Source organism: Veillonella sp. R32 (assembly GCF_010093125.1).
In the GTDB taxonomy this organism is placed as follows: domain Bacteria; phylum Bacillota; class Negativicutes; order Veillonellales; family Veillonellaceae; genus Veillonella_A.
Genome location: NZ_NMZQ01000001.1, coordinates 42,902 through 63,671 on the forward strand (window position 1 = coordinate 42,902; position 20,770 = coordinate 63,671).

21 protein-coding genes are annotated in these 20,770 nt (G+C 42.5%); all 21 read left to right on the forward strand.

What is annotated here, in order from left to right:
• Positions 1 to 25 precede the first annotated feature (25 nt).
• The 21 genes from VER_RS00185 to glpX all read left to right on the forward strand — a co-directional run bounded on the left by VER_RS00185 (position 26) and on the right by glpX (position 20,712).
• Positions 26 to 961: an LD-carboxypeptidase gene (locus VER_RS00185; protein ID WP_162098880.1), complete on the forward strand. Its 936-nt coding sequence runs from the start codon at positions 26 to 28 to the stop codon at positions 959 to 961.
• A gap of 52 nt (positions 962 to 1,013) precedes the next feature.
• Positions 1,014 to 2,270, forward strand: coding sequence for an amidohydrolase (locus VER_RS00190; protein WP_162098881.1), 1,257 nt, complete (start codon positions 1,014 to 1,016; stop codon positions 2,268 to 2,270).
• Between the two features lie 179 nt (positions 2,271 to 2,449).
• Positions 2,450 to 4,006, forward strand: a complete 1,557-nt coding sequence (locus VER_RS00195) for an ABC-F family ATP-binding cassette domain-containing protein (protein WP_162098882.1) — start codon at positions 2,450 to 2,452, stop codon at positions 4,004 to 4,006.
• Between the two features lie 11 nt (positions 4,007 to 4,017).
• On the forward strand, positions 4,018 to 4,599 hold the full coding sequence (gene folE, locus VER_RS00200) for a GTP cyclohydrolase I (RefSeq protein ID WP_162098883.1): 582 nt from the start codon (positions 4,018 to 4,020) through the stop codon (positions 4,597 to 4,599).
• Positions 4,577 to 5,413: a dihydropteroate synthase gene (folP, locus tag VER_RS00205; protein ID WP_162098884.1), complete on the forward strand. Its 837-nt coding sequence runs from the start codon at positions 4,577 to 4,579 to the stop codon at positions 5,411 to 5,413. The genes folE and folP overlap by 23 nt, the downstream gene beginning before the upstream one ends.
• A complete protein-coding gene (folB, locus tag VER_RS00210) occupies positions 5,413 to 5,775 on the forward strand; it encodes a dihydroneopterin aldolase (protein WP_162098885.1) in 363 nt (120 codons plus the stop codon). The genes folP and folB overlap by 1 nt, the downstream gene beginning before the upstream one ends.
• A gap of 144 nt (positions 5,776 to 5,919) precedes the next feature.
• A complete protein-coding gene (gene folK, locus VER_RS00215; protein WP_162098886.1) occupies positions 5,920 to 6,393 on the forward strand; it encodes a 2-amino-4-hydroxy-6-hydroxymethyldihydropteridine diphosphokinase in 474 nt (157 codons plus the stop codon).
• Positions 6,394 to 6,489: 96 nt separating this feature from the next.
• Entirely contained in the window at positions 6,490 to 6,798 is a 309-nt protein-coding gene (ftsL, locus tag VER_RS00220) for a cell division protein FtsL (protein ID WP_162098887.1), read from the forward strand.
• A 144-nt stretch (positions 6,799 to 6,942) separates the two neighbouring features.
• Complete coding sequence (locus VER_RS00225) at positions 6,943 to 7,422, forward strand: S1 domain-containing RNA-binding protein (protein WP_162098888.1); 480 nt, start codon at positions 6,943 to 6,945, stop codon at positions 7,420 to 7,422.
• A 62-nt stretch (positions 7,423 to 7,484) separates the two neighbouring features.
• The gene (locus VER_RS00230; RefSeq protein WP_162098889.1) at positions 7,485 to 8,381 is read left to right on the forward strand and encodes a phosphatase; all 897 of its coding nucleotides are present in this window, start codon (positions 7,485 to 7,487) and stop codon (positions 8,379 to 8,381) included.
• A gap of 70 nt (positions 8,382 to 8,451) precedes the next feature.
• Positions 8,452 to 9,846, forward strand: a complete 1,395-nt coding sequence (gene tilS / locus VER_RS00235) for a tRNA lysidine(34) synthetase TilS (RefSeq protein ID WP_162098890.1) — start codon at positions 8,452 to 8,454, stop codon at positions 9,844 to 9,846.
• On the forward strand, positions 9,847 to 10,389 hold the full coding sequence (gene hpt / locus VER_RS00240) for a hypoxanthine phosphoribosyltransferase (RefSeq protein WP_162098891.1): 543 nt from the start codon (positions 9,847 to 9,849) through the stop codon (positions 10,387 to 10,389). It abuts the gene before it with no gap.
• Positions 10,390 to 10,526: 137 nt separating this feature from the next.
• Positions 10,527 to 12,437, forward strand: coding sequence for an ATP-dependent zinc metalloprotease FtsH (ftsH, locus tag VER_RS00245; RefSeq protein WP_162098975.1), 1,911 nt, complete (start codon positions 10,527 to 10,529; stop codon positions 12,435 to 12,437).
• Positions 12,438 to 12,526: 89 nt separating this feature from the next.
• Entirely contained in the window at positions 12,527 to 13,513 is a 987-nt protein-coding gene (locus VER_RS00250; protein WP_162098892.1) for a biotin--[acetyl-CoA-carboxylase] ligase, read from the forward strand.
• 5 nt (positions 13,514 to 13,518) lie between these two features.
• The gene (locus tag VER_RS00255; protein ID WP_162098893.1) at positions 13,519 to 14,286 is read left to right on the forward strand and encodes a type III pantothenate kinase; all 768 of its coding nucleotides are present in this window, start codon (positions 13,519 to 13,521) and stop codon (positions 14,284 to 14,286) included.
• Positions 14,270 to 15,268 carry a tRNA dihydrouridine synthase DusB gene (dusB, locus tag VER_RS00260; RefSeq protein WP_162098894.1) on the forward strand — a complete coding sequence of 333 codons (999 nt, stop codon included), beginning with the start codon at positions 14,270 to 14,272 and terminating at the stop codon, positions 15,266 to 15,268. The genes VER_RS00255 and dusB overlap by 17 nt, the downstream gene beginning before the upstream one ends.
• A 127-nt stretch (positions 15,269 to 15,395) precedes the next feature.
• Positions 15,396 to 15,869, forward strand: coding sequence for a transcription elongation factor GreA (gene greA, locus VER_RS00265; RefSeq protein WP_162098895.1), 474 nt, complete (start codon positions 15,396 to 15,398; stop codon positions 15,867 to 15,869).
• A gap of 47 nt (positions 15,870 to 15,916) precedes the next feature.
• Complete coding sequence (gene lysS / locus VER_RS00270) at positions 15,917 to 17,458, forward strand: lysine--tRNA ligase (protein WP_255493954.1); 1,542 nt, start codon at positions 15,917 to 15,919, stop codon at positions 17,456 to 17,458.
• Between the two features lie 265 nt (positions 17,459 to 17,723).
• Positions 17,724 to 19,004, forward strand: coding sequence for a serine--tRNA ligase (serS, locus tag VER_RS00275; RefSeq protein ID WP_162098896.1), 1,281 nt, complete (start codon positions 17,724 to 17,726; stop codon positions 19,002 to 19,004).
• Positions 19,005 to 19,043: 39 nt separating this feature from the next.
• On the forward strand, positions 19,044 to 19,688 hold the full coding sequence (fsa, locus tag VER_RS00280; RefSeq protein ID WP_162098897.1) for a fructose-6-phosphate aldolase: 645 nt from the start codon (positions 19,044 to 19,046) through the stop codon (positions 19,686 to 19,688).
• 58 nt (positions 19,689 to 19,746) lie between these two features.
• Positions 19,747 to 20,712 carry a class II fructose-bisphosphatase gene (gene glpX / locus VER_RS00285; RefSeq protein ID WP_162098898.1) on the forward strand — a complete coding sequence of 322 codons (966 nt, stop codon included), beginning with the start codon at positions 19,747 to 19,749 and terminating at the stop codon, positions 20,710 to 20,712.
• Positions 20,713 to 20,770 lie beyond the last annotated feature (58 nt).

Consider the following 20,770-nt stretch of genomic DNA (forward strand, 5'->3'; position numbering starts at 1 on the left):
CTATATAGGTTAGTAGGAGGTTGACATGGATTGGATATGGCCTAAACAAATTAAGCCTGGCATGACGTTGGGCTTTACGGCCCCCGCGTCAGCGGCGCAAGAGGATTTAGCTCACCTTGAAAGGCTAGCAAAGGCGCGTGGCTATGAGGTGTTATTTGGGCCCAGTTGTTATCGTCAGGGCCTGTATGGCGGTACGCCTGAGGAGCAGGCTCAGGAATTTAATGAATTAATGACTACCGCAGCTTGTGAGGCGGTTATTGCTTTGCGTGGTGGCTATGGTTCTGTGCGCTATTTACATCTATTAGATTATGAAGGGATTCGTCAATCTGCTAAACCCTTCGTAGGCTATAGTGATTGTACAGCTCTACATTGCGCCATAGGGCGCTATAGTCGTTTGATTACGTATCATGGCCCTATGGGGGTAGATTGGGTAAAGCCAGATCGTGAAACGGATTTAGCGCATTTATTTGATTTATTAGAAGGTCGAACTTCGGTGATAGAGCCTTTATTGGCGCCACCACGTGGCTTTATTGGCGCTACTATGGAAGAAGGGCGACTATTAGGTGGCAATTTAGCTATGTTATGTAGCTTAGGTGGTACACCTTATGCGCCAGCTACGGCCGATTGGAGCGATGCGATTTTATTGCTCGAAGATATTGGCGAAGCTCCTTATAAAATTGACCGCATGTTGCAACAGCTTCGCTGGCAAGGCGTGCTCAGTCAAGTTAAGGGGGTAGCTTTAGGCACTTTTACCCAGTGTGAAGGGGATCCTGAGGATGAAATATATGAAATCGGGGCTCACGTATTGGATTATATGTTGGCTGAACGTTCCGCAGAGGCGCCAGAACCATTTGTTTGTTATGTGCCTACTGGGCATGGTTCACCTCATTGGGCCTTACCGTTAGGGGCTTATGTAAGTTTTAGAGCTATATCTAATACATTATTAATTTTGCCACATTAATGGGCCTTAAGGTAAACGTTGACATAAATAGTTAGGAAAGGACGGCATAGTCATGGCGTATAGCGAAGACATACTAGAGCCTGATCAATTGCTGGAAGCTCGTGAGCAACGACTTCGTCAGGCCATAAAAGGGGCGGAAGGGGCGCTCATTGATTTAGCCAAGTATTTGCATGAAAATCCAGAGCTTGGTTTGGCAGAGCATAAAGCGGTAGCGGCTATCCGTGAATTATTAGTGCAGCACGGCTTTGCAGTGACTGTTGATGTAAGTGGTGGTGAAATTCCCGAATTGGCAACGTCTTTGCGAGCCGATAAAGGTGGTATAATAAGTCCTAGTGCTAGTAGTGCTAGGCCTAGTGGTGTAGGAACAGCATTGGTAAAGCCTGAGAAGGACGACCTTTATAAAATGGCGTTTCTTGGTGAGTATGATGCCTTGCCAGGCTTAGGCCATGGTTGTGGTCATAATCTGATTGCCGCTATGAGTGTGGGGGCGGCTCTTGGGTTTGCGGCCGCGGTGCCAGAAGCGTTGACTACCTTTTTTGGGTGTCCTGCCGAAGAAACTGTAGGTGGTAAAGTATTTATGGCCGATGCAGGCGTGTTTAATGGTTATAAAGGGGCCTTATTAACGCATCCGGCGGATGTGAACGAACTCGGTGGTTCCTCTTTAGCGAGCCATCCTTTGGAAGTCGTGTTTCATGGACGAACGGCACATGTAGCTGATTTAGAAGACCGAGGCGTGAATGCCCTTGATTGTGCCGTTGCTTTATATAGTGAAGTGAATCGTTTAAAGGCTCTGTGGGGATCAGAAGTGGTGATTGGTCAAATATTTACTGAAGCGGGGGAGGCGTCCAACATGATTCCATCTAGAGCTACCTTGCATATGACGGTGCGGGCTCATACGGTGACTTTTCTAGAAGATACTGTCTTGCCAACTATTAAAGAGGCGGCTGTAAGAATTGCTAAGGCCAAAGGTGCGACCGTAGCTTATCGTCATTATGAACCGCTTTTTAAAGATTTACGGGAAGATAAAACGTGGCGCCAGCTAGCAGAGACAGTCATGACAGAATGGGATGCGAAACCGACTCTGTTACCAGATAATTTGGCGGAAGGCAGTACCGATATGGGTAATGTATCGCAGGTGGTGCCTACCGTGCAATTAACCTTAGCTATTGGTGAACATATGGGACTTCATACCCCTGAATTTGCAGCGGCTACTGGTTCGCCTGCCGGTCTAGAAGCCATTCAAAAAGGCGCTCATATTATGGCCATTATGGCTCTACGCCATTGGTGGCAATATCATGGTAAAGGGTAACTGATAAAAAAGAGTGATTGTTAAACTTGACTGTTAAGAGCGTATATTATGACTGAAAGTAATGGTTATAGTTGGCGTTTTTGACATACCTACAAAATAAAGGTAAAATATAATATGGTTAATAAAGCCGTCTGTTTCAGGCGGCTTTTACATTAGATATACGTGTTGGGAGATGACTGATGAGTGTATTAACAGTATCCCATGTGACCCATGGCTTTGGTGCGCGTCAAATTTTAGACGATGCCTCCTTCCGTTTGTTAAAAGGGGAACATGTGGGCTTGATTGGTGCTAATGGCGAAGGTAAATCCACCTTTTTAAATATTATTACGGGTAAAATTTTGCCTGATGAAGGGACGGTTACTTGGTCTAATAAAGGCACGGTGGGTTATTTAGATCAGCACAGTGTGCTAGCTGAAGGCCAGACGATTCGCGATGTATTGCGCGATGCGTTTAGTGATTTATTTGAGTTAGATGCTCAGTTACAAGCTGCTTATAATGAAATGACAGATTGTGACGAAGATCGTATGAATGAATTGCTAGCGAAAACTGGTGAGTGGCAAGAAGAATTAGAGCAACGAGGGTTCTATGAAATTGATGCTACCATTGAACGGACGGCGCAAGGGTTAGGTTTGGTGGATATTGGGCTTGACCGTTTGGTGAATGAGTTGAGTGGTGGTCAGCGCACGAAGGTACTACTGACTAAGCTATTATTACAAAAGCCGACTATCCTATTATTAGACGAACCGACGAACTATTTAGATGTGGAACATATTGCGTGGCTACAATCGTATTTACAGGCCTATGAAAATGCATTTATTCTCATCTCTCATGATATGGAGTTTTTGAATTCTGTAGTCAATGTGATTTATCATATTGAACAGGCGCAGTTGACGCGCTATACGGGTAACTATGAGCAGTTTTTAGCGGCCTATGAAGTGCAGCGGGCGCAAGCCTTAAAAGCGTATGAGCGACAGCAACAAGAGATTGCGCGCATGGAAGACTTTATCCAACGTAATAAGGCCCGCGTAGCAACTCGTGGCATGGCTAATTCGAGAGCTAAACGTTTAGAAAAAATGGATTTATTGGAAAAACCAAAGGTTCATTTGGACGTGTCCTTTGGCTTTAAAGAAGGGCGCACGCCTAGTCGTTTCATCGTGACCAGTGAAGATTTGGTGCTCGGTTATAATGAGGCCTTGACGAAGCCGGTTAAAGTGTCCTTAGAGCGAGGGCAGAAGGTAGCTGTTCGTGGGGTGAATGGTTTAGGTAAGACAACTTTACTTAAAACCTTGCTAGGTTTAATTCAGCCTTTTGCTGGCAAGGTAGAACGAGGCGACTTTTTGCAAGTCGGTTATTTTGAGCAAGAGGATAGCGCTCATAATGATATGACGGCGCTTGATTATATTTGGAACGCCTATCCGGCTATGACCAATGCGGAAGTGCGGGCGGCGTTAGCTCGTTGTGGTTTAACGAATGAACATATTACGAGTCAGATGCGTGTGTTATCAGGCGGTGAAAACGCCAAAGTAAGACTTTGCAAGCTGATGCAAGAGTCCTATAATGTATTGGTGTTAGATGAACCGACAAATCATTTAGATGTGGCAGCTAAAGAGGAACTAGCTGACGCCCTACGTCGTTTTAAAGGAACGGTTTTATTGGTAAGCCATGAACCAGAATTTTATCGCTCTTGGATTACTGATGAGTGGAATGTGGAGGATTGGACCACTAAGATCGTATAGGAGGTCTTGTTATGAAGGAACAGGCCAGTGAGGGCATTGCTCAATTTTTAACAGCTTTGGGTATTGATTTAAAAGCGGCTGGTATGGAAAAAACACCAAAGCGCGTAGCTGCTTTATATGAAGAATTGTTTTCCGGCAGGCAGGTTAAAAGCGCGGATATATGGGGCGAGATTTTCCCTACTGAGTATAAAGGCTTAGTAGCCGTCACGGATATTCCCTTTTACTCCGTTTGCGAGCATCATTTGATGCCCTTCTTTGGTCATGTAGATATTGTTTATCAACCAAAGGATGGTCGCGTAGCAGGGTTAAGTAAGCTGAGTGATTTAGTGAATGTATTTGCCAAACGTCCGCAGTTGCAAGAGCGTATGACTCGTGAAATTGCAACGGCCCTTGCCACGGATTTACAAGCAGAAGGTGTGGTGGTGCGTATTAAAGCCACCCATTTATGCATGCTTATTAAAGGCGAATTGCAACAAGGTACGGCAGTGGTGACAATGGAATGTCGCGGCGTACTAAGTAAGACTGGTCAGCTTCGGGAAGAAGCTATGGCTATATTAGGAGGTACGGCAGATGTTCAAACGACGCAGTTATAAATGGAGTGATGGCAAGACTTTAGAATTAAATAATAGCACCCTTATTATGGGGATTCTAAATGGCACGCCAGACTCTTTTTCTGATGGAGGTAAATACAACAATCCTGAAGCAGCTGTAGCGCATGCCAAAGAAATGGTAGCGCAAGGAGCGGATGTTATCGATTTAGGCGTAGAATCTACACGGCCTGGTCATACTCATATTTCCGTGGCTGAAGAAATTAGCCGTATGGAAGCTTTATTGGAACCTGTTTTAGCGGCATCTAAGGTGCCTGTATCTATTGATACCTATCGTGCTGAAACGGCGGATTATGCCCTTTCTCATGGGGCCCATATTCTAAATGATATTTGGGGCCTTCGTTATGATCCTGATATTGCAGCGGTAGCCGCTAAACATAAAGTACCAGTTATTATCATGCATAACCAAGATAATACAGAATATGGCGATATTATTGAAGATATGAAAGCCTTTTTCTTTGCTTCGGTGGATATTGCGTTAAAAGAAGGGGTTATGCCTCAAAATATTTGGCTAGATCCAGGTATTGGTTTTGGTAAAACGGGGGCACAAAATATTGAAGTTATGCAGCGCTTAGGGGAATTGACGGCCTATGAATATCCTGTGTTATTGGCGCCAAGTCGTAAACGTTTCATTGGTGCTATGCTTAACGACTGCCCTGCAGATCAACGGGATGAAGGTACGGTGGCTGCTTGTATTACAGGCTTAATCCAAGGTATTGACATGGTGCGCGTTCATAATGTGGATATGCATAAGAAGGCCTTGACTGTGGCAGATGCCTTGTTGAGAGGAGAGTTTTAATGGATAAGATTGTCTTAAAAAACATGGGCTTTTTTGGTTATCATGGCAATTTAGCGTCTGAAACAAGCCAAGGTCAACGTTTTTTTATAGATGTGACGATTGTGACAGATTTGACAAAAGCGGGACAGTCCGATTTATTGGAAGACTCTATTAATTATGTAGAAATTTATAATACGGTAGAACGTATTGTAACAGGGGCACCACAAAAATTATTAGAAAAGGTGGGCACTTTGATTGCTGATGAGCTATGGAATAACTATCGTGGTATTGTAGGGTTAGCGGTAGCCGTTCGTAAGCCTGCGGTGCCGATTCCTGGCATGTTAGATTACGCGGAGATTACCATTACCCGTGGTCAAATGTAATATATTGGCTTCTATATGACTGTTAAGTCGTAGTTGTTTGGTTGTGTTAATGGGCCATAAATAGGAGCTTATATTAATGGGCCATTAACAGGAGCTTGTATTAGTTAACAGAATTAGAGGTAACAGCGTAGCTGAGGATATGATATGAACTATGTGTATTATATTAGTTTAGGTTCCAATTTAGGTGATCGACAGGCCTATTTAGATCAAGCTATTCTTGGATTAAAGCAACAGGCCGGGATTATCTCTGTTGAAGCTTCGACTTGGTTGGAAACCCCACCGTGGGGCAATACGGAACAAGGGCCGTTTCTCAATGGTGTTGCCAAAGTAGTGAGCTCATTAGCGCCTGAGGCTATGTTGCAAGGTATGCAACAGTTAGAACAAGCGGCTGGGCGACAACGAATTATTCATTGGGGGCCACGAACGCTTGATTTGGATATTGTTTGGGCTGAAACAGAAGGGGGTGCCCCTTTAACGGTGGCTACGGAGGCGCTTACCATTCCCCATCCGTATTTATGGGATCGCACGTTTGTGTTAATTCCCCTCAAAGAGTTGTATCCACATTTTACGTTTCGTGGTCAGACCATTGGGGCACGCATTGCTGAACTAGAGTCGTAAGGTCTTGTCAAAAGCCGTTAAAATGTAATTGAACCCCGTTTATAATGATGTTATAATAGGTTCATTCACAAGGTTGTTAGACAAAGAGGTACAGTCATGGCGGAAGAGGCGAGAACAAAAAATACGAAGCGCAAACGACCACAACCTAGACGAAATCCCATTGTGTTTTGGTTACAGATTATTGTTGTTGTATTTGGCATATTTTTTGTTGTCCGCACGGGCTATGAGATTTATGTTATTAAACAACAGCAACAACAATTAGAACTTCAGATTAAGGATTTAAAAGAACGGAATGAAGTGTTAGAACAAGAGCGTCAACGTTTACAAGATCCTAAATCGATTGAAGAGGTAGCGCGTGAAGAATTGGGCCTCGTAAAACCAGGCGAGGTACCCTACGTAAAATAAAGCGTATAGCAAAGTGTAAAGTAAGCTAGGACATTCGTGAAATAGCAGTTGACAAGGTTTTTCATAGACCTATATAATGAACGTAGTATGCATAGATTAGGTGCAACAGCAGTTTTTTTGAATTTAGGAGGACATCGGGTTAGCATGGCCATTGAAGTTGGTAGTGTTCTTGAAGGCACAGTTACGGGTATCACAAAATTTGGTGCGTTTGTCGATTTAGGTAACAAACAAACTGGGTTAGTACACATTTCAGAAGTAGCAAATGAATATGTGGAAAATATTTCAGATTTTATTAAGGAACAAGACACCGTTAAAGTTAAAGTTCTTAGTGTAGATGAAAAAGGTAAGATTAGCTTATCCATTAAGCAGACACAACCTAAGCCAGAATCAACACCACGAGCTCCTAAAGGAGAAGGTCGTGAACCAAAAGAGTTCCGTCCACGGCAACATGAGGCTCATAGTCGCGCTGATGGTAATCGTCGTAACTCTTTTGACCGTAAAAGTGGCGGTATGTCCTTTGAAGATAAAATGAGTCGTTTCTTGAAAGATAGTGAAGAACGCTTAACTGATTTAAAACGTAATACAGAATCCAAACGAGGCGGTCGAGGCGGTCGCAGAGATTAATGTATGAGATGATGCGGAGCTCCGCATCATCTTTTTTATATAGTCAATATTGAGGTGACAAAATGAGTGAAAGTACTAAGAAATTAGCTATTGTTGATTTAGGGTCTAACTCCTTTCGATTGTTATTGGGCACGTATGGTAAGACAGGTTGGCAATGGGAACCTAAACGTTTGTGGGGCACTCGCTTAGGTAAACGAGGCACTGATGGACAATTGACGAAGGAAGCTATGACACGTAGTTTGGCGGCTTTAGCTGAGATTCATAATGTGATTGAGGCTTATGGTGCCAATCAAGTGGTAGGGGTAGCTACTAGTGCTATTCGTGAAGCTAGTAATGGCGGTGACTTTATGGAGCAGGCTGTAGCGATTTGTCCTATGGAAGCAATGGTAATTAGTGGTGAAGAAGAGGCCGCCCTTGGCTTTGAAGGGGCGGTTACTACGTTCCCTGTTGATCATCGTCACTATGGCCTCATTGATATTGGGGGTGGCAGTACAGAAATTGCGTTAGGCACTCATGAAGGCACATATTGGCAACGATCCTATCCTATGGGGGCGGTGCGTTTAAAAGAGCGCTCTGATGAAGGCCCGCAGGAAGTATGGCAAGAAACTCGGCCGTGGTTTGAACCTTTGCCTATTGCTGGACCTTTTGGTGAATTTATTGCCGTAGGCGGTACGGCTACGACTTTGGCAGCGATGCATTTAAAAATGGAAGTCTATAATCCAGGCAAGATTCAAGGGCACCAGTTAAGCCGTGAAGTAATCGAAGCTATGCTTTTAGAATTGCGTTATATGACGCCCGAGGAACGCTTGACAGTGCCTGGCTTACCGGCTAATCGAGCGGATATTATTGTTGCCGGTGGGGAGATTTTAACCTCTTTTATGGATTGGTATGAAATCCCTCATGTGATTGTAAGTGAACGAGATGGTATGGAAGGTATGGCTGCTAGATTGGTTAAATGAAAGCTAGGTAGCCATAAGCGAACGTAATTGTTAGGTATTTAGGTCGTGAATAATGGTGAGGAGGTTTAGCATGGAAGCGATTGCACAATTTGAAAAACAAATATTGACCTACGAACGCACCCATGCTACGGTGCCTAAGGGTAGTCATGTATTGGTGGCTTGCTCAGGGGGGCCTGATTCGATGGCTTTATTGCACTGGTTGGTTACGACTAAAGGGGTATCAACAGCCTTTGGTTTGCATTTAGGCGTTGCTTGTGTAGATCATTCCTTGCGGCCAGAAAGTAAGGCCGAGCTCGCTATGGTAAAAGCGTATGCAGCGCAGTACGGCTTACCTTTTTATGAATTAACCTTTGATGCGTTGGCACTAGCTAAGGCACAAAAACAATCGGTAGAAACTGTCAGTCGTCAAAAGCGTTATGCTTTTTTTAGAGAGATAGCGCGGCAGCATGGCTATGCATTTATTGCGACCGCTCATCATCAAGATGACCAAGGTGAAACGGTGTTATTGCATTTACTGCGTGGTGCGGGCACAAAGGGCCTACGAGGGATGCAGGTCATTGATAAGGATTTGTGGCGTCCTTTATTGGGGGTTACGAAAAAAGACATTTTGGCGTATTTAGAGGCGGTGGGGCTTACTTATGCTACCGATATGACTAATGAAGAGCCTTTGTATGTACGAAATCGTATACGCTTAGAATTATTACCGCTTTTGAAAACCTATAATCCGAATATTGTAGCTACGTTGGCTCGTTTAGGGGATAATATGGCGGCCGATGAAATATATTTACAAAGGGCTACGGAGGAGGTTTGGCAGTCAGTGTGCCTTGCTTTTGATGAAACTGCACCGGCTATTACATTGAAGCGTCAAGGGGTAGCCGATTTGCCAGAGGCCTTATTCTATCGTTTGTGGCAACGGATTGTTGAAATCTTTCAGGGGGCGGATACTTTTTCTCAAGCACAATTAAAGGCCTTGCAGGCGGTGGTGCAAGGAAAAAAGCCAAAACAATTTATTGGTTCCCAGATGAAGGTTGTCGCACAATATGATATAATACAAGTTGGACGTTTAAACGTTACGCCACAAAGACAGTTACCGAAGGTAACAGCGTATCGCTTAGTAGGGCTTCGACAGGTTACTTGGCTAGGACCTACGGCAGGGGCACCACCACTACAGGCTGGTGAAACGGTACTGATTCCGCAGTCATTAGCAACTAAGGGGCCTTCGATACGGCATCGCCAAGCGGGTGATCGCATAACGTTACGTCACAAAGATGGGCGCATTTGGGGGCATCGCAAGTTAAAAGACTGGCTCATTGACCGAAAGATTCCACAAGAGGAACGAGATTCCCTATGGTTTTTATGTGGGGATTCGGTGGTATTAGCATTAGCCAACCCTAAGGCGGTCACAATTGTATGGGAAGAACAGGCTACAACATATTGGGCTTGTTCTATCGAGGAGGACGATTAAATGTTAGATTCCATTAAGGAAGTATTGATTACAAAAGAAGCATTACAGGAACGCGTTGCTGAGTTGGGTAAACAAATTTCTGCTGATTATAAAGGCGAAGAGGTTGTGCTCGTATGTGTCCTAAAGGGAGCGGTTATGTTCTTTGCCGATTTGGCGCGTGCCATTGAAGGCAATGTAACACTCGATTTTATTTCTTGCTCCAGTTATGGAAATAGCACGCAGAGCAGTGGCGTGGTTCGCATCATGAAAGACTTGGATAAGCCTGTGGAAGGTAAGCATGTCATTGTAGTGGAAGATATTGTTGATACGGGCAATACGCTTCATTACTTGTTAGAAAATTTAAAATCACGTAATGCTAAAAGTGTACGTTTAGTAGCTTTGCTTAACAAACCAGATCGTCGCACTGTTGAGGTTCATGTAGATTATCAAGGGTTTGTGGTACCAGATTACTTTGTAGTAGGTTATGGTCTTGATTACGCCGAACAATATCGTAATCTACCATATATTGGTGTATTGAAAGAAGAAGTGTATCAATCGAAGTAATCCAATGTATACAATGAAATGCATTGTATGTACGATAAAAATATGTTAATATGTTGGTCAGAGTATATTTTTCGATATAGAAATGGCAGATACCATGTTGAGAACTTTGTGAAAGGGGTAATAGATTGGGTCGTTTTATGAAAAATGCACTGCTTTACATTTTAATTATTGTAGCGGCTGCTACAGTGATTAATTCGTTTTCCAGTACAAATACGGCAAAGTCAGAGATTAGCTATACGAGCTTCTTACAACAAGTAGCTCAGAAGAAGGTAGAGAAGATTACCATTACTGATAATCATTCGATTGTGGGTACATTAAAGAATGGTACAGAATTTAGTACATACGCACCAACCGATCCTACCTTGATGAATCAACTGACTCAAAATGAAGTTGAAATTACAGCAAAACCACCAGAACAACCATCTTGGTGGATGGGGCTTCTTAGCTCCGTATTGCCAATTTTCTTATTAATTGGCGTTTGGTTCTTTATTATGCAGCAAACCCAAGGTAGCGGTGGCCGTGTAATGAACTTTGGTAAAAGCCGTGCTAAAATGCAAGGCGAAGGCAAAGTAAATGTAACCTTCAAGGATGTGGCTGGGGCTGATGAAGCTAAGCAAGAACTTGAAGAAGTGGTAGAATTTTTACGTAATCCAAGCAAATTTAATGCGATTGGCGCGAAGATTCCTAAAGGGGTGCTATTATTTGGCCCTCCAGGGACAGGTAAAACCTTATTGGCTCGTGCCGTAGCGGGCGAAGCCGGGGTGCCATTCTTTAGTATTAGTGGTTCTGACTTCGTAGAAATGTTCGTCGGCGTTGGGGCATCGCGTGTGCGTGACCTTTTTAGCCAAGCTAAGAAAAATGCACCATGTATCATTTTTATCGATGAAATTGATGCAGTAGGTCGTCAGCGTGGGGCTGGTCTTGGTGGCGGTCATGATGAACGGGAACAGACTTTGAACCAATTGCTCGTAGAAATGGATGGCTTTGGTGCTAATGAAGGTATTATTACGGTAGCGGCGACTAACCGTCCTGATATTTTAGACCCTGCTTTACTTCGTCCAGGTCGTTTTGACCGTCAAGTAACAGTGGATAAACCAGACCTTCGCGGCCGTGAAGCTATTTTGAAAGTCCATGCTCGCAATAAACCATTAGATGAAGATGTTAACTTGCAAACGATTGCTAAGAAAACACCTGGTTTTACAGGGGCTGATTTAAGTAATTTACTTAATGAAGCGGCTTTATTAGCTGCCCGCCAAAATCGTAAAAAAGTGTCTATGGCCGATTTAGAAGAAGCCAGTGAAAAGGTAAGTTATGGTCCAGAACGTCGTAGCCATGTAGTGAGCGATAAAGAACGTCGTTTAACGGCGTATCATGAATCGGGTCACGCGATTGTGGCTCATTTATTGCCTGATGCGGATCCAGTTCATAAAGTAACGATTATTCCACGTGGTCGTGCTGGTGGTTACACTATGATGTTACCAGTGGAAGAACAAAACTATATGACGAAATCGCAAATGTTAGCCCGCATTCGTGTAGCTTTAGGTGGTCGTTGTGCTGAAGCATTAGTGCTTAAAGAAATTAGTAGTGGTGCTTCTGGTGACTTACAGCAAGTAACCAATATCGTACGCCATATGATTACTCGTTTAGGTATGAGCGATGAATTGGGACCACTTGTATTTGGTGAACATCAAGAACAAGTATTCTTAGGGCGTAGCCTCGGTCATGAACGCAATTATGGCGAAGCGGTAGCTGAGAAAATCGATGCAGAAATGCATAAATTAGTATCAGAAGCGTATAATGATGTAATGCAATTGTTATCGGATAATATTGAGTTTTTACATAATATGGCGAATGTGTTATTAGAAGAAGAAACCATTGACCATACACAGATTGAAAACTTGTATAAATACGGTACTATTACGGATCCTAATAAGGTAGAAGTGAATGAAGCGAAAAGTGCGTTAGAAGCAGCTGGCATTATTGTGCCAGATGCGATTGCTACTGACTCTACAGTGAAAGTCGAAGAGTCGACGGCAAAAGATAACTAGCCTTATACAAGCGAATAATAATCGGTATACACCGATTGGCATAGGGCCGCCGGTAGGCGGTCCTTTTTCATAAAGGAGGCATCGGGTTTATGAGAGATGCAATTTTAGAATTGTTGCGTGAGAATAAAGGGAGTTTTGTGTCGGGGCAGCGAATGTCAGAACATTGTGATGTATCCCGTACAGCTATTTGGAAACATATAGAAGCATTGCGCAAAAAAGGCTATGTTATAGAATCATTTACCAAAAAGGGGTATCGATTAATGGAAGAGCCGGATTTAATGAGTTGGCTTGAAATGGAATCTGTATTGACCACGAACACGTTTGGTCGAAACTACCACTATTTAGAAAGTGTAGAGTCGACTAATCGGATTGGCCGTGAATTAGCTAATGATGGGGCCCCTGAAGGCACCGTGGTAGTAGCGGAAGAACAGGTGGCTGGGCGTGGTCGTTTGGATCGTGGCTGGTATTCACCTTATGGTAAAGGTTTATGGTTTAGTCTAATTTTACGCCCTAAATTTTTACCTATTGAAGCACCTAAGTGTACCCTTATGGCGGCGGTAGCCCTGATTAAGGCTTTTCGTCGCTTAGGTTTAACAACAGCGGGTATTAAGTGGCCGAATGATATTTTAGTGAATGGCCGCAAGTTGGTCGGTATTTTAACAGAAATGAACGGCTCTATGGAAGAAATCTCGTACATTGTTATGGGGATTGGCATTAATACGAGCAGCACTTTAGAGGATATTCCCGATTTCTTACAAGATATTGCCACTTCCTTTGCTATGGAAGGGGTAGAAGTTGATCGCCGTGAAGCGTTAAATACTATTTTAGAAGAACTAGAAATGCAGTATAATAAAGTATTGGCTGAAGGCTTTGAAAGTACTTTAGCAGAGTGGAAAGAATTAAGCATTACCTTAGGCAAGCAAGTTGAAGTGCGGGCCCCTGGTAATACTTATGAAGGTAAAGCCATCGACCTTGATCAAGATGGCAATCTCATGATAGAACGTGCTGATGGCTCCGTAGAACGAGTGGTGGCCGGTGACGTATCCATACGACCAGCACATAAAGTAGGAGGCTAATTTACATGTTATTAGTGATTGATGTAGGAAATACTAATATTGTTCTTGGGGTGTATGATAAAAAAGAATTGGTAGGTCATTGGCGTATTTCTACTGACCGCGTACGCACCACTGATGAGTATGGCGTAATTATTATGAATTTATTTTTCCATGATCGTCAGGTCAATGTGAATGATATTGAAGCCATCATTATTTCCTCCGTAGTGCCACCTTTGATGCCAACTTTGGAACGGGTGTGCTTACGTTACTTTAATGTGAAACCGATTATTGTAGGGCCTGGCACTAAGACCGGGATGGCCATTAAATATGATAATCCCCGCGAAGTGGGGGCTGACCGTATTGTCAATGCGGTGGCAGCGTATGAAAAATATGGCGGTCCATTGATTGTTATTGATTTTGGTACAGCCACTACGTATTGTGCTATTTTAGAAAATGGTGATTACATTGGTGGCGCCATTGCCCCTGGGGTACAAATTTCAGCGGAAGCCTTATTCCAACGGGCCGCTAAATTGCCACGTATTGAAGTGCGTAATCCAGGGCAAGTAATTTGCCGTAATACGGTCACTTCTATGCAGTCTGGTGTGCTTTTTGGCTATGTTGGCCAAGTGGAAGGCATTGTAGGGCGTATGAAAAAAGAAATGCCACCGCAGGTTAAAGTGATTGCTACAGGTGGCTTAGCGCATCTAATCAATGCAGAAACTAATGTAATTGATCATATTGAACCAATGTTAACCTTAGAAGGATTACGATTGTTATATGAAAGAAATAAATAATGACCTCTGGCATATTGGCAAGGTTGCCATTTCAGGGCGGGCTATTTTAGCGCCTATGGCTGGCGTAAGTGATATTGCATATCGCTTATTAGCTAAAGAGCAGGGGGCAGCTTTAGTATGTACTGAAATGGTCAGTGCTATGGGCATTAAGTATGAAAATGAACATACCAAAGATTTGCTATTTATGGAAGCGGTAGAGCATCCCGTATCCATGCAAATATTTGGATCTGACCCTGAAGCAATTGCTTTAGCCGCTAAGGTGGTTGAACGAGCTGGGGCTGATATTGTAGATATTAATATGGGTTGTCCTGTGAAAAAAGTAGTATCTTCTGGCGATGGTTCCGCCTTAATGAAAACGCCTGATTTAGCAGCGCGGGTAGCAGAAGCAGCGGTAAAAGCGGTAGAAGTACCGGTTACGGTTAAAATGCGCTTAGGTTGGGATGATGATTCTAAAAATGTCCTCGACTTTGCTAAACGAATGGAGTCAGTAGGTGTAGCGGCTGTAGCCGTTCATGGCCGGACACGGGAGCAAATGTATATGGGACGAGCCGATTGGTCGTATATTAAGGCCGTTAAAGAGGCTTTGACTATTCCTGTTTTAGGTAATGGGGATGTGGTGGATGGGTTGTCAGCGAAAGCTATGTTGACTGAAACTGGTTGTGATGCTGTCCTCATTGGTCGTGGCGCCCAAGGTAATCCCTGGGTGTTTCAAGAAGTGAATCACTATTTAAGGACTGGTGAGATTTTGCCTAAGCCAACGGCGGTGGAACGACTTCATATGTTGCGCCGTCATTTTGAATTATTGTGTCACTACAAAGGTGTGCCTCTAGGGGTGCGCGAAATCAGAACTCATGCGGGCTGGTATATTAAAGGGTTGCCAGAAGCAGCTAAGTGGCGCAACCGAATTAATACCTTACATACTATGGAAGCATTCAAAGATGCATTAGCGACTTATGAAGCTGAATTGACAACGGCAATGTAATATTGATATAATGTTACGAGTAAATTACGTAAATATATGTGATGATAAAGTAAAGGTGTCAGTATATTGACACTTTTTCTTTATAGCTATTTATAGCTAAAGACGATATAGAAAGAGGAGTTCTATTATGGCAGAAGTAAAAGAAACGCTGTTAACCGCAGAAGGTCTTAAAAAACTAGAAGAAGAATTAGCGTATTTCAAATCCGTACGTCGTATTGAAGTGGCTCAACGTATTAAAACCGCTATTGAATATGGCGATATTAGTGAAAACTCAGAATATGATGATGCTAAGAACGAACAGGCATTCATTGAAGGTCATATTATTGAGTTAGAAAACAAAATTAATACCGCTAAGATTATCGACGAAAGTACTCGCAAAAATGTGGTATCCGTTGGTAGCAAAGTTAAATTATTAGATGAAGAATACAACGAAGAATTGGAATATGTAATTGTAGGTTCCTCAGAAGCGGATCCTTTCAATAATCGTATTTCTAATGAATCCCCTGTAGGGAGCGCTATCTTAGGTAAGAAAAAGGGCGCTACAGTAGAAGTTAATACACCTGATGGGGTAGCATCCTTTAAAATTTTAGCAATTAGCTAATTATAAATAGTAATTCCCATGACGTATGAAGTTAGGAGGCCATGTAAGTGAGCGAAGAAAAAGCGACTACAGCACAAGAACAACAACAAGAATTAAATGATCAAATGTTAATTCGTCGCGAAAAGCTTGCACAATACGAGGCAGACGGAGTGTATCCTTTTGGCCAGCGTTTTGTAGTACAGCAACATGCGGCAACGATAAAAGAAAACTTCCGTGATTTTGAAGATCAGCCAGTAACGGTAGCGGGCCGTGTTATGACTATCCGTTCCCACGGTAAAACTGCCTTTGCTAATATCCGCGATTTATCTGGGGATATTCAGATTTACTTGCGTAAGGATATGCTTGGTGAAGAGGCTTATAAGCATGTTAAAATGCTTGATATGGGTGATATTGTAGGTGTAGAAGGTCACGTATTCCGCACTCATATGGGCGAAATCACAATTAAAGTAGATAAATTGACTTTGCTTTCTAAATCGTTACGTCCATTACCAGAGAAATGGCATGGCTTAAAAGATACTGAACTTCGCTATCGTCAACGTTATGTAGACTTGATTGTTAATCCAGAAGTACGTGATACCTTTGTAAAACGTACTCAAATCGTAGCTAAAATGCGCCAATATATGAATGCCCATAACTTCATGGAAGTAGAAACACCAATGCTTCATGCAATCCCTGGTGGTGCGGCCGCTCGTCCATTCATTACTCATCACAATGCTTTGGATATTGACATCTATATGCGTATTTCCCCAGAATTACATTTGAAACGCCTTATTGTAGGTGGTTTAGAACGAGTATTTGAAATCAACCGTTCTTTCCGTAATGAAGGGATTGATAATCGTCATAACCCAGAATTTACTATGATGGAATCGTACCAAGCCTATGGTAACTTTGAAGATGCTATTGAATTAACTGAAAATATCGTAGCCTATTGTGCACAAGAAGTATTAGGCACTACGAAAATTAACTATCAAGGTACTGAGATTGATTTAACCCCACCTTGGAATCGTATTACGATGCAAGAAGGGATTAAAAAATATACCGGCGAAGATTTTGATGAGGTAGAAACTATAGAAGAAGCACGTGCTATTGCGGATCGTTTGAATGTAGAATACACCGAACGTGATGGCATTGGTAAAATTATTAACCTTTGCTTTGAAGATTATGTAGAAGAAAACTTAATTGAACCAACTATCGTATATGGTCACCCAATGGAAATTTCCCCATTGGCTAAACAAAACCGTGAAAAACCATTGACTACGGAACGCTTTGAAGCGTTTATTTATGGTCGTGAATTAGCGAATGGCTATTCCGAGTTAAATGACCCAATCGACCAACGCCAACGTTTTGAAAAACAATTACAAGAACGTGCTGCTGGTGATGATGAAGCACATCGCATGGACGAAGACTTTGTAGCCGCTCTTGAGTATGGTTTGCCACCAACAGCAGGTCTTGGTATCGGTATTGACCGCTTAGTTATGTTCTTGACTGACTCTGCATCAATTCGTGATGTATTATTATTCCCGCTCATGAAACCAGAGTTGGATGTAAAATCAACGGATACAGAAGACAGCGAAGGTGCTGATAAATAAAGACTAAGAGGCTAGTAACGGAGTTACCGTTGCTAGCCTTTTTGCATAGGCGAACGGTCATTTGTAATGCAAAATGAGCTTTACTGTAATGCAAAATGGGCTTTATTGCAATGCAAAATGAGCCTTACTGTAATGTAAAACTATCTTTTTTGCAATGCAAAACGGTCCTTTTCCGTGGTAAAAATTAAGTAAATGTGGTATGATTAAGTGTAATTAATAATACATGGGCCCTTAGGGTACACTTTTTTAGTAAGAGGTTATGGATATGTTAGATTTACGTTTCGTTCGAGAAAACCTAGAAGCAGTACAACAAAACTTGGATAATCGCCATACAACTGGTGATTTGGAAAACTTTGCTAAATTGTATGATTTGCGCAAAGAGTTAATTCAAGAAGTAGAGCAGTTAAAAGCACAACGTAATGCAGTCACTGCTGAAATTAGTGCATTAAAGCGTAATAAAGAAAATGCTGATGATAAAATTGCTGAAATGCAAAAAGTAGGGGATACCATTTCAGAGTTGGATGGCAAAATTCGTGAAACAGAAGCTTCGCTTCAAGATATTGCCCTTATGTTGCCCAATATGTGCGACGCTTCGGTGCCAGTAGGTGAAGATGAAAATGATAATCCTGAAATGCGCCGTTGGGGTAAACCTCGTGAATTTGATTTTCCAATTCAAGCTCATTGGGATTTAGGGGAAAGTTTGGATATTTTAGATTGGGAACGGGCTGCTAAAGAAAGCGGTGCTCGTTTCACATTCTATAAAGGCTTAGGAGCTCGTTTAGAACGTGCGTTAATCAACTTTATGTTAGATCTTCATACGGAACAACAGGGGTACACCGAAATGATGACTCCTTACATGGTAACGCGCCAGACTTTAACTAACACAGGGCAATTACCAAAATTCGCCGAAGATATGTATAAAGTAGAAAATACAGAATATTTCTTGATTCCAACAGCGGAAGTTACCTTGACTAATTTCCACAGTGGTGAAATCTTGAACGTTGATGAATTGCCTAAATACTATACCGCTTTTACAGCTTGTTTCCGTGCTGAAGCTGGTTCGGCTGGTCGTGATACCCGTGGCCTTATTCGTCAACATCAGTTCAATAAAGTAGAAATGGTTAAATTTGCAACGCCAGAAACTTCGTATCAGGAATTGGAATCCTTAACAGATAATGCAGAAGAAGTACTTCGTTTGTTGGAATTGCCACATCGTGTAATTACGCTTTGCACAGGTGATATTGGTTTTGGTTCTGCTAAAACTTACGACGTAGAAGTTTGGATGCCAGCACAAGATTGCTATCGTGAAATTTCTTCCTGCTCCAACATGACTGATTTCCAAGCACGTCGTGGCAATATTAAATTCCGTCGCGATGCTAAGAGCAAACCTGAATTTGTTCATACCTTAAATGGTTCCGGGCTTGCTGTAGGGCGTACGGTAGCAGCTATTTTGGAAAATAACCAAGAAGCCGATGGCTCGGTACGCATTCCTAAAGTATTGCAACCATATATGGGTGGCGTAGAAGTAATTAAACCAGTAAAATAAATTATATAAATTCTTAAAGTATTGTAAAAAGGAGCTCTTATGAAAATCTTTATTGATACAGCTAACTTTGACGAAATTAAAGCAGCTTATGAGATGGGGTTTATTGCCGGCGTAACGACTAATCCATCCTTAATCGTTAAGGAAAAACGTGATTTGAAAGAAGTGATTAAACAAATTGCGGACTTAGTAGAAGGGCCAGTAAGTGCTGAAGTTATTGCCACAACAGCACCAGAAATGGTAAAAGAAGCTCATGAACTTGTTAAACTTGGCGATAATGTAGTGATTAAAGTACCTATGACTGAAGAAGGGTTAAAAGCAGTATCCATTCTTCACAAAGAAGGCATCAAAACAAATGTGACTTTAATCTTTTCCGTGAACCAAGCTCTATTAGCCGCTCGCGCTGGGGCAACCTTTGTTAGTCCTTTTGTAGGCCGCATTGATGATATGAGCATGGATGGTATTACTTTGATTGAAGATATTGCAGAAGTATTCATGGTTCATGATATTAAAGCAGAAATTATTGCCGCTAGTGTACGTACACCAATGCATATGACACAATGTGCTAAAGCCGGTGCTCATATTGCCACGGTGCCATACAAGGTGTTAACTGCCTCTATGAAACATCCGTTAACGGATGCAGGCCTTGCTAGATTCTTAGCCGATTGGGAAGCAGCCAACAAATAAATGGGAACAGGTAAAGCCCTGCCTATTTAAAGAGGGCATTTTAAGGAGGTAACGAACTGTGGATAGAACATTAGCTTTGGAATTTGTACGTGTAACAGAAGCAGCAGCGCTTCGTAGTGGTCGTTTATTAGGGCGTGGTGAAAAAGATGGCGCCGACCAATTGGCTGTAGATGCTATGCGTCAGACCTTTGATACCGTACCTATTTCCGGTACCGTAGTTATCGGGGAAGGGGAAATCGATGAAGCCCCTATGCTATATATTGGCGAAGAAGTAGGTGCTGGTGGTGAAGCGGTAGATATTGCGGTGGATCCAATTGAAGGAACTAATTTGATTGCTAAAGGTCAAAATGGTGCTATTGCTGTATTGGCGATTGCCCCTAAAGGTGGTTTACTTCATGCACCAGATATGTACATGCAGAAATTGTGTGTAGGTCCACGTGCTAAAGGTGTTATCGACTTAAATGCTAGTGTTACTGAAAACTTGCGCCGTGTAGCGGAAAAGATGGAACGTGGTATTGATGATTTAACCGTTGTTATGCTTGACCGCCCTCGTCATGAAGCTATTATGCATGAATGCCGTGAAGCAGGTGCTCGTATTCGTTTGATTACCGATGGGGACGTAAATCCAGCTATGGAATGTGGTCTTGAAGGTTCTGGTATTCACATGGTTATCGGTACTGGTGGTGCACCAGAAGGTGTATTAGCAGCGGCCGCTTTGAAATGTACTGGTGGTGACATGCAAGCTCGCTTGTTACCAGAAAATGATGAAGAAATTCGTCGTTGCCATGCTATGGGCATTACTGATTTAAATAAAGTATTGACCATTGATGATTTAGTACATGGGGAAGATGTTATTTTCTCTGCTACAGCAATTACTGAAGGCAATATTTTATCAGGCATTAAATACTTTGCTGGTGGTGCTCGTACCGAATCCGTCGTAATGCGTTATAAAACAGGGACAGTTCGTTTTGTAGACACTATCCATCGTTTAGATCGTAAATTAAAATCTATGAAAGCTCGTTAATCGTTCATTCATAAGCGCTTAGGAGAGGGGCCTTCGTAAGAAGGTTCCTCTTTTTACG

What these genes read in the sequence shown, in the direction of transcription:
- VER_RS00185 (WP_162098880.1), top strand. Translation starts at nt 26, where the DNA reads ATGGATTGGATATGGCCTAAACAAATTAAGCCTGGCATGACGTTGGGC.
- VER_RS00190 (WP_162098881.1), top strand. Translation starts at nt 1,014, where the DNA reads ATGGCGTATAGCGAAGACATACTAGAGCCTGATCAATTGCTGGAAGCT.
- VER_RS00195 (WP_162098882.1), top strand. Translation starts at nt 2,450, where the DNA reads ATGAGTGTATTAACAGTATCCCATGTGACCCATGGCTTTGGTGCGCGT.
- folE (WP_162098883.1), top strand. Translation starts at nt 4,018, where the DNA reads ATGAAGGAACAGGCCAGTGAGGGCATTGCTCAATTTTTAACAGCTTTG.
- folP (WP_162098884.1), top strand. Translation starts at nt 4,577, where the DNA reads ATGTTCAAACGACGCAGTTATAAATGGAGTGATGGCAAGACTTTAGAA.
- folB (WP_162098885.1), top strand. Translation starts at nt 5,413, where the DNA reads ATGGATAAGATTGTCTTAAAAAACATGGGCTTTTTTGGTTATCATGGC.
- folK (WP_162098886.1), top strand. Translation starts at nt 5,920, where the DNA reads ATGAACTATGTGTATTATATTAGTTTAGGTTCCAATTTAGGTGATCGA.
- ftsL (WP_162098887.1), top strand. Translation starts at nt 6,490, where the DNA reads ATGGCGGAAGAGGCGAGAACAAAAAATACGAAGCGCAAACGACCACAA.
- VER_RS00225 (WP_162098888.1), top strand. Translation starts at nt 6,943, where the DNA reads ATGGCCATTGAAGTTGGTAGTGTTCTTGAAGGCACAGTTACGGGTATC.
- VER_RS00230 (WP_162098889.1), top strand. Translation starts at nt 7,485, where the DNA reads ATGAGTGAAAGTACTAAGAAATTAGCTATTGTTGATTTAGGGTCTAAC.
- tilS (WP_162098890.1), top strand. Translation starts at nt 8,452, where the DNA reads ATGGAAGCGATTGCACAATTTGAAAAACAAATATTGACCTACGAACGC.
- hpt (WP_162098891.1), top strand. Translation starts at nt 9,847, where the DNA reads ATGTTAGATTCCATTAAGGAAGTATTGATTACAAAAGAAGCATTACAG.
- ftsH (WP_162098975.1), top strand. Translation starts at nt 10,527, where the DNA reads ATGAAAAATGCACTGCTTTACATTTTAATTATTGTAGCGGCTGCTACA.
- VER_RS00250 (WP_162098892.1), top strand. Translation starts at nt 12,527, where the DNA reads ATGAGAGATGCAATTTTAGAATTGTTGCGTGAGAATAAAGGGAGTTTT.
- VER_RS00255 (WP_162098893.1), top strand. Translation starts at nt 13,519, where the DNA reads ATGTTATTAGTGATTGATGTAGGAAATACTAATATTGTTCTTGGGGTG.
- dusB (WP_162098894.1), top strand. Translation starts at nt 14,270, where the DNA reads ATGAAAGAAATAAATAATGACCTCTGGCATATTGGCAAGGTTGCCATT.
- greA (WP_162098895.1), top strand. Translation starts at nt 15,396, where the DNA reads ATGGCAGAAGTAAAAGAAACGCTGTTAACCGCAGAAGGTCTTAAAAAA.
- serS (WP_162098896.1), top strand. Translation starts at nt 17,724, where the DNA reads ATGTTAGATTTACGTTTCGTTCGAGAAAACCTAGAAGCAGTACAACAA.
- fsa (WP_162098897.1), top strand. Translation starts at nt 19,044, where the DNA reads ATGAAAATCTTTATTGATACAGCTAACTTTGACGAAATTAAAGCAGCT.